The organism is Edaphobacter modestus, from assembly GCF_004217555.1.
Lineage (GTDB): Bacteria > Acidobacteriota > Terriglobia > Terriglobales > Acidobacteriaceae > Edaphobacter > Edaphobacter modestus.
Genome location: NZ_SHKW01000001.1, coordinates 3,619,694 through 3,633,696 on the forward strand (window position 1 = coordinate 3,619,694; position 14,003 = coordinate 3,633,696).

Below are 14,003 nucleotides of genomic sequence, written 5' to 3' on the forward strand. Positions count from 1 at the left end.
ACGGCAGGCTAGAGGGATGAATAGCGCACGTTCGCGTGGCGCACGTTGCGCGGCGTTCGAATAAAACTACTTCTTCGGCGGAGCGATGGTGTCCTTTGCGACCTTGGCCACGCGGAACTTGACGACGGTCTTCGCCTTGATCTTGATGGTCTCGCCGGTTTGAGGGTTACGGCCGAGGCGTGCTTTGCGCTCTGCCTTGACCAGCTTGCCGATGCCGGGGATGGTGAACTCACCGTTCTTCTTGGTCTCCTTGACGGCCGTCTCGGCCAGCAGGTCCAGGAAGGTGGCAGTCTGCTTGTTGGTCAGCTCGAGCTTCTCCGCCAATTGGCGAACCAGTGCTGTCTTAGTCAATCCCTTTGCCATGTGTCTTGCTCCTTCAGGTTCTTATTTGTTCTAAAGCAGGTCATCCGACCGCTCTCAAAACTGTCTTTCCGGCATACTATGAAGCGCGAATCGCCAGTGTTCATGCGGGCGCGGAGAAACCGTACCGCAATTCACCTTCAGCTTTTCTGAGCACTTTGTCAATCGGATTCGACCGGTTTCCACAGGTTTTTTCGGGTTTTTCCCGGTTTTGTCCTATTTTTAGCTATTTTTTATCGAATTTTGAGGGTTTTATGCCGGGAAAACCGTTGGCCGAGGGGTGGAACGCATTCTCTAAAACAGCGGTTTGCGCGGTTTGGTTGCTACCAGAGGAGCGTTCAGAAGAGCGACAATCGGCGCTGCCACCTCGAAGCGTTTCACGATTTCCTTCAGCAGCGTGGGAGTGGTCGCGGCGCTGGGCGGAAGATGCGCACTAACTCCCCACTGGCGGCAGAGGAGAAGGTCCATCGCAGGCGAGTCGGGCGGAAACCCCTTCGGCGGTCGCGTGAGTTTCTGACCTTCGAATTCGGACAGGAGAGAGCGTAGTTTTTTGGAGTTGAGCAGGCGGCGCATCTCTTTGTGATGGATTTCGAGATGGCGGCGGATGGCGAGGAGTTGTTCGCGTTCAGGCATGTAGACGCCAGCGGCGATAACGACTTCGTCAGGGCCGAAGTGAAAGTAAAAGCCACCTCCGGAGGTCTTTTCGAGCCCGGCGCAAGCCCACCACGCCCCCTGATTTCGCTTGTAGGGGCGCTTGTCGGAAGAAAAACGGATGTCGCGGTAGATACGCATCGCGACCTTCTGCGGGGGTTGCACGTTCTCCGGCGCGAAGCGAAGCATGGCTTCGTTGATTGCCGTGATGAGGGCGAGTGTTGGGGCCTTGATCTCGCGTTCGTAGATTGCCTTGCGAGTGTTGAACCATTCGCGGTCGTTGTTGCGCTTGAGGCCGCGCATAAATTTGAATGCTTCGGGACTGTAATGCGGTGCGACGGACGCCATGCGGCTATCGTAAATGGAGATGCTGACGCAGGGTGTCAGCAGGGGTCGTGGCGCAGTGATATGCCAGGCTAGTGCTGAATCGCGGCTAGCGGCGCAGTGCTAACCACGTCATCCGTCCGCCATCGTAGACGGCATAGATGACGTTGGCGCGGAATATGTCGTTGCGGAAGGTGAGGATCTGCCGCCGCATAAAACGGAAGGCGTGGTTGCCGGGTTTGAAGCTGCCGGATTCTGGTAGCGGGCCGGCGGATTTGCAGCTTTGCAATGCGACCACTGCCATAAGACCGTCGGTATGCATGACGTCTCCGGTCGCATTGTGAGTGGTGGTCGGCATGTCAGGACGCGCGACGTAGCTGACAGACTTCACGCAGCCGGCAAAGGTCAGGTCGCGAATCACTGTCGAGCGCTCATCGTCGATGTCAGGCGCAATGTGGTGGACGAAACCCTTGTATTTCACGGCGAGCACTGCGCTGGTGTCGTGCGTCGACGAACTGACCCAGACGGAGTCCGCGGTTCCCTTGGGCGTCCATTGCCAGATACGGAGATGGTCACGCCGATCGTAACTGTTGAGGCTCTTCTGCAAGCTCATGTCCTGCGGTCTTCCGTTCAAGAAGAAAGTCATCATGGGCTGTTGCGAGTAGCCGCTATTGTTCAGCAGAGCGTACATATTCTTGAACATGGTGCGTTTGGAAACGGGGTCGGCGTTCCGCCACCCCGCCTCGCGAAATGCCGTCTGAACCTCTTGCCGGGAGCCGAGGAACACAATGTTCAGCAGGTCAGCGGCAACATCCTTTCTGGTGGTAACACGCAAGGGGAGCTGTTCCACTAACTGATCGAGTTCATCGGACTGCAGGTTTGCAGGCGGGGAGGATTCTTGGGCGGTGGTGATCGCAACCGGCGGAGACGAGAGCTCCGTCGTGGTCCGCAGGCGAATATCTGTACCAGTCGGATAATAGATCTCCGGCTCGGGAAAGATCGGAAAGACAGTCTTATAGGCGATCAAAACCGGATCGGAGTAGGGATTCCAGGTAGGCAGGTGAATCAGGCGACTGTTGATGCGTCCCTGAAAGGTGTCGGAGCTGCGTATCCCCTGGATGACGCCCTTACGAACGGACTCGCGGGCGTTCGACACTTCTTCCACACGCGCGGTGAGCGCTACGGCAATACCCGGTCCGGACGTGACGCTATTGAATTCGAGCTCGAGGTTAGCGGTTTCGTGGCGAATGCCCCATCCGACTTTACGTTTGCTGCGAACGGCGCCCTCGATCATCGCTCCCCTGGGAAAGACGACTTTGTTGCCGCAGACGAGATCTTGCGTAAGGACTGCATGGACGAGATCGCCTGCTTTCGCGGTGTAGGTGGAGACGGGGGCGGAGAGGCGAATCCAGAGCGATTGCCCTGAAGGAAGCTGGTCGCATCCAAGCGCAGCTCTGGCAGTACAGATCACGCACAAGAAGACGAGCCTGCAATTCAGGTCAAGCAGGGTTCTCATAGCAGCGAGGCGCCCTCCCGCGCTTCAACGATACCAAACGGAGGTTACGGTGACTGATACTACCGATCTACGTCCGCAAGTGTGAACCTCCCGTAGCCCGTAGGCAAATCTTATTGCGATCGGAGGCCGGAGGTCGTCTTCGTTCGGCTTAGGAGACCGAAAATATTCGCTTCATCTCTCCCGGAAGCTTCCACAATGGCCTAGATTGCTTGTATGGCACCGAACGATCGTCGATCCTTTCTCAAATTGGCAGCTCTCGCCGGCGCGTTTTCGACGGATAGCCTCTTTCATCAGGCACATGCAGCCGATTGGCAGGCTGCATCCCGCGCTGTGGACCACCTCGATGCCGGAGCGGTCGCTCAGAACGAAGACTTCTGGAGCGTGATTCAGCGTTCCTATTCTGTCAGCCCGCAGATCATCAATCTCAACAATGGCGGAGTCTCACCGTCGCCCATCGTCGTCCAGCAGGCAGTGGAACGCTACAACCAGATGACCAACGAGGGGCCATCGTATTTCATGTGGCAGATTCTTGACCAGGGCCGCGAACCGCTACGACAGAAGCTTGCTCGCCTGGCTGGCACATCGGCCGAAGAGATTGCGATCAACCGCAACGCTACCGAAGCCCTGAACACCATCATCTACGGGCTTCCCTTGAAGGCAGGTGACGAGGTGGCTGGGAGCAAGCAGGACTATCCCAACATGATGAATGCGTACCGCCAGAGGGCCGCACGCGATGGCATCGTATACAAGCAGATCAGCTTCGACTTCCCCATCGAGGACGTCGAGACGATTGTGAAGGCCTACGAGCAGGCCATCACACCGCGAACGAAGCTGGTTCATGTCACACATATGGTCAACTGGGTCGGCCAACTTATGCCGGTGCAGCAGATCGCTGATATGGCGCACGCGCGCGGCTGTGAGGTGATCGTCGACGGCGCGCACTCCTTCGGCCTGCTGGACTTCAAGATTCCTGAGTTGCACTGCGACTACTTTGGAACGAGTCTGCACAAGTTCCTGTCGGCACCGATTGGCTCAGGAATGATGTGGGTGAAGACGGACAAGATTGAGAAGCTCTGGCCGCTTACCTGCTACGGCGATCCTCACAGCAGCGATATTCGCAAGTTTGAAGCCCTGGGAACACGCAGCTTTCCCATCGAACAAGGCATTGGCGAAGCGATCAACTTTCACGAGGCCATCGGCTCCAAACGCAAGCAGGAGCGCATCTTCTACCTGAAGAACTACTGGGCGACGCGCGTGAAAGACATTCCAGGCGTGAAGCTGCATACGTCGCTGGACCCACGGTTCTCCTGCGCGATCTGCGGGGTCAGTATCGAGGGCATCCCTCCGACCCAGTTGATGACGACGCTGTTTGACCGCTACAAGATTCACACGGTAGGAATCGACTACGAAAACATTCACTGTATCCGCGTGACACCGCATGTCTACACGACGATCGCGGATCTGGACAAGTTTTTGGGCGCAATGGGTGAGATCGCAGCGAGCAGGAAGGCTTAGACGCTGATTCGCTTGTCAGTCCAGCTTGCGGGTAAGTCTACCTGGGTTGTTGGAGCCAGTGGGCTCGCGGAGTAATGATGCCGATCCTGTCGACGCCAGCCTGTGTCCATAGGTCGATGATGTCGGCGACAAAAGAGAAGTTCAGCCATGCGATGAATGTTCCCGGTACCAGCCTTCTGACGATGCACGGTTCCTCTGGCTGCGAAATAATGGATGAATGCGTGAAACGCGATATCAAGGGCCTGCCATAGGGATCGATTTTGGCACGACGAATAGTTCTCTTGCGGTTATTACAGGTGAGTCGAAGGTCGAACTGGCTTCGTTTCCAACCAGCGGTGGGAGCACTTTATCGTTTCGCTCCGTTCTTTACCTGGAGCAGGTGAAGAAGGCCGGCGGAGCGAAACAGACCCTCTCGAAAACCGGGCCGACTGCAGTCGAACACTATCTTGAGGCTGAGGAGAAGGGCCGACTTATCCAGTCGCTCAAGTCCTATCTTCCGAGCCCTACTCTGACCGGAACAGAGGTCTTTGGCCGCCGCTACACGCTCGAAGAACTTGTCTCTCGCATACTCTCCGATCTACGCGGTCACGCAGAACTGCAGTTTGGCATGCCTATCCGCCACGCTACAGTGGGACGTCCAGTGCGTTTTGTCGGCGCAGAGACAGAGGATGACGATGCCTATGCTGTATCGCGGCTTCGCGATGCCTTTACGATGGCTGGTTTTGAGAGTGTCGATTTTGAGATGGAGCCCATCGCAGCCGCCTACTCTTACGAGTCGACGCTCGACCACGACGAGCTGATTCTGATTGGCGACTTTGGCGGAGGCACCAGCGACTTCTCCCTACTTAACGTGGGCCCCGGTGTGCGCCGGCGCGGACGCACATCCAAGGATCTGCTCGGCAACAGTGGCGTGGGACTTGCGGGTGACGCTTTCGATGCGCGGATCGTTCGGAAGCTCGTCTCTCCCGCACTTGGATCAGACTCTTACGCTCGCTCGCTGAACAAGACGCTGCCCGCTGTGCCGGCGTGGATCTACGCCAACCTTGAACGCTGGCACTATCTCTCGTTCCTGCGTACGCGCAATGTGAGCGAGATATTGAAGAGCGCTCGCCTGAGGGCGCTTGAGCCGGAGAAGATCGAGGCCCTGACCGCGCTGATTGAAGAGGACCTCGGCTATCAGCTTCACCAGGCCGTGCAGCAGGTGAAGTTCGAACTGTCGCGATCGACCTCTGCGGAGTTCCGCTTTCGCGACGGCAGTATGGACCTGCGCATTCCTGTTACGCGGAGTGAGTTTGAAGAATGGATCGCGGAGGACCGAAGTGTCATCGAGCGTTGCGTCGACTCGCTGCTTGAGAGCTCAGGTGTTGGTTCGCACGAAGTGGACCGCGTCTTTCTGACCGGAGGAAGCTCCTTTGTGCCAGCGGTGCGGCGCATCTTCGCGAGTCGCTTCGGTGAAGATCGCATACAAACTGGCAACGAGTTCACCTCGGTCGCGCGCGGCCTGGCACTTCGGGCAGAGGAAGCAATGATGACCGCGCCTATCCAATGAGAAAAACAAAACCGATGGGTTTGGAATCTCGCGTTTGCAGCTAATCTTCCCTCGCCGCTAATCCTGTAATAAGTGACAGCTTTCAACTACTACATCAGCGTGATCTCCAGCGACGTGACGCTGGCGGGCGGGAAGGTGTGTGTCAGCTTGCCGCCTGATGGATTGAGGGTTGCTATGGTGCTTGGTTTGACCGCATCGGGGTGGGCGAAGTCGTTGTGGGCGTGGACATCCTTTTCGGCGAGGACTGTTCCCTTCGCGGAGGCGACGCGCGCTCCACGAACCGCAATCTCGGTGGTCATCGGCCTGGTGAGGTGCGGGTTCACGACGGTGAGCGTGAGCGCTTTGCCCTTGATGGAGGAGGAGCCGCTAAGACCGGCGAGTGACTTCACGGGTGGAAGCTGACCGATGTAGCTGTTACCACCGACCTGGCTCGCGGTATCTCCCATGGGGTTGGGGATGGAGGGCGCGGTGAACTCGGCGCGGATGGACTGCGCACCACGATGCGGAAGGTACATCTGGAAGACGTGGAAGGTTGGAGTGACGCAGAACTTGTCGCCCTGGGCGAGCATGAGCGAGTGAATGCAGTTGATGGATTGTGCGACGGCGGCGACTGCGACCTTGTCGGCATGGCGCTGGAAGATGTCGAAGGTGATGCCAGTAAGAAGGGCGTCGCGCATTGTGGATTGCTGGGAGAGGTTGTACTCGGGCGCGAGCTCGGTGCCTTTGCCGTACCAGGCTCCCCACTCGTCGACGACGAATTTGACCGTGGGCTGGCCTTTTGAGAGCGAGCTGGAGACGGCGCTGCCCATCGCAGTCCAGTGATCGGTGATGACTTTGTCCATCAGGCTGCCGCGGGTCAGCAGGTCGTAGAACTCGGCGTCGTTGAAGGCGAGCGCATCGCCGGCCGCGAATTTCGTTGGGCTTCCGGAGGTGTAGTAGTGGATGGATAGGCCCCAGAGGTGGCGACGCTCGGGGTTGCCGTAGAGTGCCTTGAAGAGACGGCTTGTCCAGTCGACATCGTCTCCGTTAGGACCCACGGCGACGAGACGTAGAGGAACTTCACTGTAACTGGGCGTCCAGGCCGTGAAACGGCGGAACTCGGCGGCGTACTCCTCGGGAGTGAGGTTGCCTCCGCATCCCCAGCTCTCGTTGCCGACACCCCATAGGTCGACGTTGAAGGGTTCACGGTCGCCGTTCGCAGCACGCTGAGAGGCGAGCGCGTCGGGCATCGCCGGTGCAGCGGAGTTGGAAGGAATGTCGCCGGCGGGAGCGTTGCAGTACTCGATCTCCTGATAGAAGTCGCGCGCGGGCTGGGTACGAAGGTTGGCGGCGAGGTAGGGCTTGCATCCGATGGCGCGGCAGGTTCGCATGAACTCGTGGAGGCCATATTGATTGGAGTCCTGCTGCTTCCAGAAGCCAGCGCGCGCGGGGCGTTTGTCACGCGGGCCGATGCCGTCGCGCCAGTCATAGGAGTCGGCGAAGCAGCCCCCGGGCCAGCGCAGCACAGGAACCTGCACGGCCTTCATGGTGTCGATGAAGTCCTTGCGGATGCCGTCGACATTGGCGATTTTTGAGTTTTCTCCTACCCAGACGCCGTCATAGATGACTCCGCCGAGATGCTCGATGAAGTGGGAGTAGATCTCGGGCGAGATGGTCGCGATGGGCTCGGCGGGATTGATATCGATGTGAGCATCAACCTGTCCGGAGGCTTGCGAATAGAGAGAGGAGCCGCGCAGGGCAACAGCGGCAGCCGCGAGCGAGGACGATTTAAGGAAGCCACGGCGCGACGAAGCATTTCGGGTCATGGAAAGAGGTCTCCTGGTAACGAAGCCACGATATAGAGGAAGTAGAGAAGGTTCAAGTTTCTTACGAGAATCTGCTCCCCCTGCCCACTCGGTTTCTTTCACTTCGCCCATCGCAGCATGCGCATCTTTCGAGATAGGGCAAGGCGCCTCCTTTATCTCTCAAAGTTTTAGTAGACAGATTTGTGCGATCCGGACTTAATGTCCTAACTGCTTAGAAGATCAGGTGTGGGACGGAGAGAAAAGGAGTATGGACAAAGTTGGAACTGCAAATCATGCAGGTTATCTGGAGGCAGGGTGCGAGTAGTGTGAGCGCGGTGCAGGAAGGTTTGGAGTAGCAGCTGGCCTACGCAACAGTCCAGAGGGTGCTGAACATTCTGGAGCGCAAGGGCAAGTTGAAACGAAGACTGCGTGGCCGTGCTTATGAATACAGTGCCACGGTCTCCGAGTCGAAGGCGGTGAGCCACGCAGTTCGAGATCTTGTGGATCGCATGTTTGGGGTTCTAGCGAGGAGCTGGTAATGAGCCTGATCAAGAGCAAGCAGATGGATACGACGACGTTTGCGCGACTGACGAAGCGGATGGAGGAAGAGGGAGGCGGGGAGCGAGCGCTCTAGAACTATGGACGGTCTCGTGTGTTGCGAACTCGCATAGCCATTGGTGCGGCCACGTGGGCTTCGGCACTTACGCTGCGTATGGAGGCTGGAGCAGACGGGGCTGAGCACATCGCGAAAAACAACGGTACCGACAAGACAGCGGGTCAGACGATGCCTGTGCTTATTCACGACGAACCTGTTCAATATCCTGCAGTGTCAAGGAGAACCGTATAAATGGAAGCTGCCATGTTGGATTGACCGTCGATGAACAGGCTGTGCCGAAAGACGTTCATATTGTGAAAAATTTTAGAGCAAACTACGACCTGAACGCGATCGAAGCCGTACGGAAATATCAATTCAAACCGGCCTTGAGTGACGGTAGGCAGTCTCCAAAGTACTCAAGGTTGAGGTTAGATACGCGTATTACTGAGAAATGCGAGTCTTACGTTATAAACAGCGTTGGGCTGCTGCAACGGTAGCCCACGCCATGCACTGCAGTGTGGTCGAGACCGTTTGTAGCAGAATGACTGATGCGCCCCCGAGCCGTAGTTGCGTGCCGATGCGGGCCCCCTCCGCAGCGATGGGCATCAGAGGTGAATCTGCAGCTCGAATCGTTTCAAGGGTCTTCATCGCCGGCTTGCATCCCTTCTCAGATGCTCGGATGTTCTTGTGGCCGGATCGTCGCTTCTGTTGCGTGCTCTCCGCAGATTAGAACTCGATGCCGCGCTGAGCGAGGATTGCCTTCTGGTAGGCGTGTTTGACCTCGCGCATCTCGGTGACGGTATCGGCGAGTTCTACCAGGGCAGGGTGCGCGTTACGGCCGGTGAGGATGACGTGCACCATCTCGGGCTTCTGCCGCAGGATCCCGGCGACCTTCTCCGGGTCGAGCATTTTGTAGCCGATGGCGTAGTTGATCTCGTTGAGAACGATCAGGTCCGAATCGCCAGAGAGGATGGCGTCGGCGGCATCGGCCCATGCTTCCTCGACAAGGCGAAGGTCAGCGGGGTCGGTCTCGGCGCCACCGATCTTTACGAAGCCCCGCCCATCTGACGGATGACGATGGTGGGGTCGTCCGGTGTGCCAAGGACCCGGCCGAGAGCTTCGATGGCGTCAAGCTCTCCGTAGTGCCAGGAGCCCTTGAGGAACTGAAGGATAAGGACGCGCATACCGTTGCCGGCAGCGCGCAGGGCGGTTCCGAGTGCGGCGGTGGTTTTGCCTTTACCGGGTCCGGTGTTGATCAGGATGAGTCCGCGACGGGAGGTTTCGGCCTGCAGACAGGATAGATGGCGATGACCCCTAGTGGCCGGAGTGATAAGGATGACCTGCAAGGATGGTAAATGCGCGGTAGAGCTGCTCGGCGAGCAGTAGGGCTGCCATCTGATGAGGAAGAGTCATAGGTCCAAAAGAGAGAAGAAAGTTGGCTCGACTACGGGTAGAGTCAGAGAAGCCATCCGCAGGCCCAATACAGAAGATAAGCTCATGGTGTCCAGCTTCCTCTAGCGATCTCAACTGCTGTGCGAACTGAGCAGAACTGAGTTGTTTGCCCCGTTGATCAAGGAGGAAGAGGTAGAAACCGTGTGCTCGTCGCTCCAAAGCGGAAAGAAAGCGTTCTTCCGTTAGAAAGATCTCTTCTTTGACGGAGGCGTACGAACGCAGGCGTTGGAGGTAAGAGGCTGTAAGAAAACTCCAGGCGGAGTCTTGTCGAGCTCTACCAGTTCTACAAAAAACAAGATTCAACACCTTCTCCTATGAAAATCAATATTCGGCTTAAAGGGAGGGCACCGAAATTCGACCAAAAACGCTGTTAAGAGCTTGAAAACTATGGTAACTAAATTGCATTACCTCCTTCATTCCCGTGCAAACCAAGAATGATACGGAAATCAAGCAAAGCCAAGAACTACACAGAAACCCGGAGCAGACGTTTATGTCACGCCTTGCCAAAATCCTAGTCTTAATGTTTGTTTTCTTATCCCCTGTTCTGCTGATGGCTCAAGATATTGCCTCGATGACTGGTGTAGTAACAGATTCGTCCGGAGCGGTTCTCCCAGACGTGAGCGTGACGCTGGTTAACACTAAAACGACGGTGAGTTATGAGGCAAAAACCGATCAGCAAGGCATTTATCGGTTTGCGAACGTGGCACCAGGCCCCGGATATAAGGCAACTTACAACCTAAATGGATTCAGTACGTTCACTGCGGTTGATCTGTATCTCCAGGTGGCGAATACCCGAACCCAGGACGTGGTGTTACGGGTGGGTTCAGCTTCAGATCAGATTGAGGTTTCTGGAGGAAGCTCAAACGTCACATTGAATACTGTGGACGCGACCATCGGTAACAACTTCGATATGAAGATGGTGAACGATCTACCAGTTCAATTGCGGAACAGTCCGCAGGTACTCTTCAATCTGCAGCCTGGTGTCGCCGGAGGAGCGGTGACCGGTGCCAGGGTCGACCAAAGCACGACGACACTTGATGGTCTCGACGTAAACGATATCGCTGCCGGCCAGTCGGCAACGACGGGCGCAGGGACGTCAAACTTTCAGATTATCGGCGGAGCGCCTGTAGATTCTATTCAGGAGTTTCGCGGAGTTACTGGTGGTCAACGCGCGAACAGCGGATCTGGAAGCGGCGGTCAGTTCCAGTTAGTAACCAAGAGCGGGTCGAACCAGTTTCATGGGAACCTTAATGAATATCACCGCGACACATCCACGGTTGCGAACGACTGGTTCCTTAATAATGCCGGAGTTCCGCGGGCGGCTCTGATTCGAAACCAGTTCGGCGGAAACATCGGCGGACCCGTCCTAAAGAACAAGCTTTTCTTCTTTTTCAACTTCTACGATCAACGGATTGCCCAGTCTCAGAACACTTCACGTGTGGTGCCGTTGGATTCGTACCGCAACGGGAACGTATCGTATATTCTGAACGGCTGCGCGGCAACCAGCCGGCAAAATACTATCCCGGCTTGCATCGGATCCCTCAATCCAACCCAAGTCAAGGCGATGGATCCTGCGGGCATCGGTTTCAGCCCGGTCGTTCAGCAGACATTCAACGACCGCTACCCGCGCGCAAATGATCTGACTGGTGGGGATGGTATCAATACTGGACTGTTCCGATTTACGACGCCGACGCCGGACAATTCTGTGAATTACGTTGGAAGAATCGACTACAACCTGACGACTCACCAGTCTGTCTGGGGGCGATTTACGATCAATCGGCGCAATTCCACACAGACGTTGGTGCAATTTCCAACCGATCCCGTTACCCATCCTTTCGTAGATCGAAGCTATGCCTACGTGATCGGCCACACCTGGCAGATCGGTTCAAATAAGGTGAACTCGTTCCAGTATGGGGATAACATCAGCAAGTACAACTTCCCGACGACCTTCAATCCAGTAGGAACGAACGAATACACCTTCGGCGCTCAATCTGCGGGGTCCCTTCTAGATGGTCCGTACTCGGATCAGTCCTCACAGAACCGCAGGGTCCCGAACCCACAGTTTTCCGACGCGTTCAACTGGACGATCGGAAGTCATCAATTGATCTTCGGTGGCAGCTTCAAGTTTCCCAAAACAAATAGTCAGCTGGTAGGCGATTTCAATACTGCCAAAATCGGTCTTGGCGGAAATGTATCTCAGCTCAACGCGAGTCTTCGTCCTTCGGATATCCGGACTGCGGGAACGACTGGTGTTACGACTTATGACAGTGCGTTTGCCCTTGCTCTTGGGCGCGTCGGAGAGATTGACAGCAACTATAACTATGACAACCAGGGCAACGTAAGAGCTCAGGGTAGCGGTGCGGTGCGAGCCTATCGCTTTTACCAAACCGAGCTTTACGTTGGAGACAACTGGAGGATTACTCCCAACCTGACCCTGGACTACGGCCTGCGCTACCAGTTCTACTCGGTTCCATTTGAGGCGCAGGGTCTCGAGTCAGTTCAAAATATGGGCTTCGACCAATATTTTGCAGAGCGTATGGCACAGAGTGCGGCTGGGGCATCGGGTGATAGTTCGGTGCCGTTCTTTGTTTACCAACTCGGGGGAAAGGCGAACCACGGCCCCAATTTGTATTCCCCAAACTATAAGGACTTCGCTCCGCATTTCGGATTTACCTATAGCCCAAGCTGGGACAGGCAGACGGTGTTCAACGGCGGCGCGGGGATCATCTACGACCGAACGGTCATCAATGCGGTCAACTTCGTCCAGGATCAAAGCTCCTACTTGTTTCAGAACTCCGCATCCACCCTTTATGGCAGTGGTGGTCCGGTCAACTCTCTAAGAACGGATCCGCGCCTGGGAGCGAACCTTGCCATTCCTGCCCCACCCACAGCGCCTGCGATCAGTAAGCCCTTTACTCCCTTTGTAGATGGAGGAACGCCGTTCGGGTTGGCAACAAGCCAGTTCAACACGGCTGTGGACCCACACCTGAAAGATCCATATTCGATTATGTATACGTTCGGGATGCAGCACCAGTTCCCCCAGAGCTTCATTCTGAAGATGAACTACGTAGGCAGGCTTGGTCGTCGCCTGATTGCCCAGGCTGATTCTTCGCAGCTCCTGGATTTTCCGGACAAGGCTTCTGGTCAGTTAATGTCAACTGCCTTTGCCAACACAACGCAAGAGCTTCGGGCAGGAGCAGATTACACAACAGCAAAGATCCAACCGTGGTTTGAGCATGTCGTTGCTCCGGGGGTGGGTGTAGCCAACGGTTACGACAGCAATACGGCCCTGCTTGTTGATACTTTTGGCTCGTATATTCAGCTGGGCGATTTCACCGATTTCATTCAACAGCTGGCATCCTTCGGCCTGATTAATTCAAACGTAGGAATGGCTTCGCAGTTCGCCGAGAACACGTTCATCACCAACAAGGGATCGTCCGCGTACAACGGCGTTCTGGTGACCCTTACGAAGAACACATCCCACGGGTTGCAGTTCGACGTGAACTATACCTGGTCGCATTCTGTCGATAACACCTCGCTTATAGCCAATTCGATCGCATCGAGTCTTGGTGTGGGCTTTATCTGCGACGCCCGAAACCTGCGGGTCTGCCGAGGCAACTCGGATTTTGATATCACGCACGTGATCAACGGAAACTTTGTCTACGACCTTCCGTTTGGCAGACATAGGAGCTACGGAGCGAATGCTCCTGTGTGGCTGGACGAGCTTATCGGCGGATGGCAGTTATCTGGAATCCCTCAATGGCGAAGCGGCCTTCCTTGGGCAACCAGAACTTCCGCATACGTGGCAGGCTACGCGAACAATGCTCCCGCAATCTTCAATGGCGATACCGCTGCTGTATCGGCTAAACTCCACAAGACTTCAAGTGGCCAGCTTCAGCTCTTCGGCGACCAGGCAAAGGCTCAAGGCTCTTTCACCGGACCTGTCGGCTTTCAGATTGGAAGCCGAAATAATCTTCGTGGACCGTCGGTCCTCACCTTTGACGCAGGGTTAGGTAAGACGTTCGCTCTTGTTCCTGAAAAACTAAGATTGCAGTTTCGGGCAGATTTCTTCAACGTGCTAAACCACCCAGTCTTCAACACCCCAACTGCGGCGAACTCTGACATCAACTCCAGCACCTTTGGCGCAATTACTTCAATGATTACTGCTGTAGGTCCTCGCGTGGGGCAATTCTCTCTCCGGCTGGAGTTCTAATCGCCTCGGCAAGAGGCGAATAAAATAAAAAGTAGGGAAGCATA

At 56.0% G+C, this 14,003-nt stretch carries 11 protein-coding genes and 1 pseudogene; 5 read left to right on the plus strand and 7 right to left on the minus strand.

Annotation, left to right across the window (positions count from 1 at the left end; genetic code table 11):
- Window positions 1-66: 66 nt before the first annotated feature.
- From BDD14_RS15445 to BDD14_RS15455, 3 genes are all read right to left on the minus strand, one after another.
- Window positions 67-363 (minus strand): HU family DNA-binding protein, encoded by a 297-nt coding sequence (locus BDD14_RS15445; RefSeq protein WP_026387847.1) that lies wholly within the window; start codon window positions 361-363, stop codon window positions 67-69.
- 291 nt (window positions 364-654) lie between these two features.
- Window positions 655-1,359 carry a DUF2461 domain-containing protein gene (locus tag BDD14_RS15450; RefSeq protein ID WP_130419586.1) on the minus strand — a complete coding sequence of 235 codons (705 nt, stop codon included), beginning with the start codon at window positions 1,357-1,359 and terminating at the stop codon, window positions 655-657.
- An 85-nt stretch (window positions 1,360-1,444) separates the two neighbouring features.
- Window positions 1,445-2,851 (minus strand): LssY C-terminal domain-containing protein, encoded by a 1,407-nt coding sequence (locus BDD14_RS15455; protein WP_130419587.1) that lies wholly within the window; start codon window positions 2,849-2,851, stop codon window positions 1,445-1,447.
- Window positions 2,852-3,064: 213 nt separating this feature from the next.
- On the opposite strand from BDD14_RS15455, the gene BDD14_RS15460 reads away from it, so the two are divergent.
- Together BDD14_RS15460 and BDD14_RS15465 are read left to right on the plus strand one after the other, a co-directional pair.
- Window positions 3,065-4,366, plus strand: coding sequence for an aminotransferase class V-fold PLP-dependent enzyme (locus BDD14_RS15460; RefSeq protein WP_130419588.1), 1,302 nt, complete (start codon window positions 3,065-3,067; stop codon window positions 4,364-4,366).
- Window positions 4,367-4,583: 217 nt separating this feature from the next.
- Window positions 4,584-5,915: an Hsp70 family protein gene (locus BDD14_RS15465; protein WP_130419589.1), complete on the plus strand. Its 1,332-nt coding sequence runs from the start codon at window positions 4,584-4,586 to the stop codon at window positions 5,913-5,915.
- 89 nt (window positions 5,916-6,004) lie between these two features.
- On the opposite strand, the gene BDD14_RS15470 is transcribed toward BDD14_RS15465, so the two are convergent.
- Complete coding sequence (locus BDD14_RS15470) at window positions 6,005-7,720, minus strand: alpha-N-arabinofuranosidase (protein WP_130419590.1); 1,716 nt, start codon at window positions 7,718-7,720, stop codon at window positions 6,005-6,007.
- A 272-nt stretch (window positions 7,721-7,992) separates the two neighbouring features.
- On the opposite strand from BDD14_RS15470, the pseudogene BDD14_RS34510 reads away from it, so the two are divergent.
- Both BDD14_RS34510 and BDD14_RS34515 read left to right on the plus strand, forming a co-directional pair.
- Window positions 7,993-8,238: pseudogene (locus BDD14_RS34510) on the plus strand (BlaI/MecI/CopY family transcriptional regulator).
- Between the two features lie 304 nt (window positions 8,239-8,542).
- Window positions 8,543-8,791: an energy transducer TonB gene (locus tag BDD14_RS34515; protein WP_423201799.1), complete on the plus strand. Its 249-nt coding sequence runs from the start codon at window positions 8,543-8,545 to the stop codon at window positions 8,789-8,791.
- 229 nt (window positions 8,792-9,020) lie between these two features.
- On the opposite strand, the gene BDD14_RS33735 is transcribed toward BDD14_RS34515, so the two are convergent.
- The 3 genes from BDD14_RS33735 to BDD14_RS34520 are packed head-to-tail and all read right to left on the minus strand — an operon-like array spanning window position 9,021 to window position 10,052.
- Window positions 9,021-9,338 carry a cob(I)yrinic acid a,c-diamide adenosyltransferase gene (locus BDD14_RS33735; RefSeq protein ID WP_278045525.1) on the minus strand — a complete coding sequence of 106 codons (318 nt, stop codon included), beginning with the start codon at window positions 9,336-9,338 and terminating at the stop codon, window positions 9,021-9,023.
- A gap of 2 nt (window positions 9,339-9,340) precedes the next feature.
- Window positions 9,341-9,640 carry a cob(I)yrinic acid a,c-diamide adenosyltransferase gene (locus tag BDD14_RS33740; protein ID WP_278045484.1) on the minus strand — a complete coding sequence of 100 codons (300 nt, stop codon included), beginning with the start codon at window positions 9,638-9,640 and terminating at the stop codon, window positions 9,341-9,343.
- Window positions 9,609-10,052 (minus strand): 23S rRNA (pseudouridine(1915)-N(3))-methyltransferase RlmH, encoded by a 444-nt coding sequence (locus BDD14_RS34520; protein ID WP_130419591.1) that lies wholly within the window; start codon window positions 10,050-10,052, stop codon window positions 9,609-9,611. The genes BDD14_RS33740 and BDD14_RS34520 overlap by 32 nt, the downstream gene beginning before the upstream one ends.
- Window positions 10,053-10,317: 265 nt before the next feature.
- On the opposite strand from BDD14_RS34520, the gene BDD14_RS15495 reads away from it, so the two are divergent.
- The gene (locus BDD14_RS15495) at window positions 10,318-13,959 is read left to right on the plus strand and encodes a TonB-dependent receptor (RefSeq protein ID WP_165420098.1); all 3,642 of its coding nucleotides are present in this window, start codon (window positions 10,318-10,320) and stop codon (window positions 13,957-13,959) included.
- The last annotated feature ends 44 nt before the right edge of the window (window positions 13,960-14,003 follow it).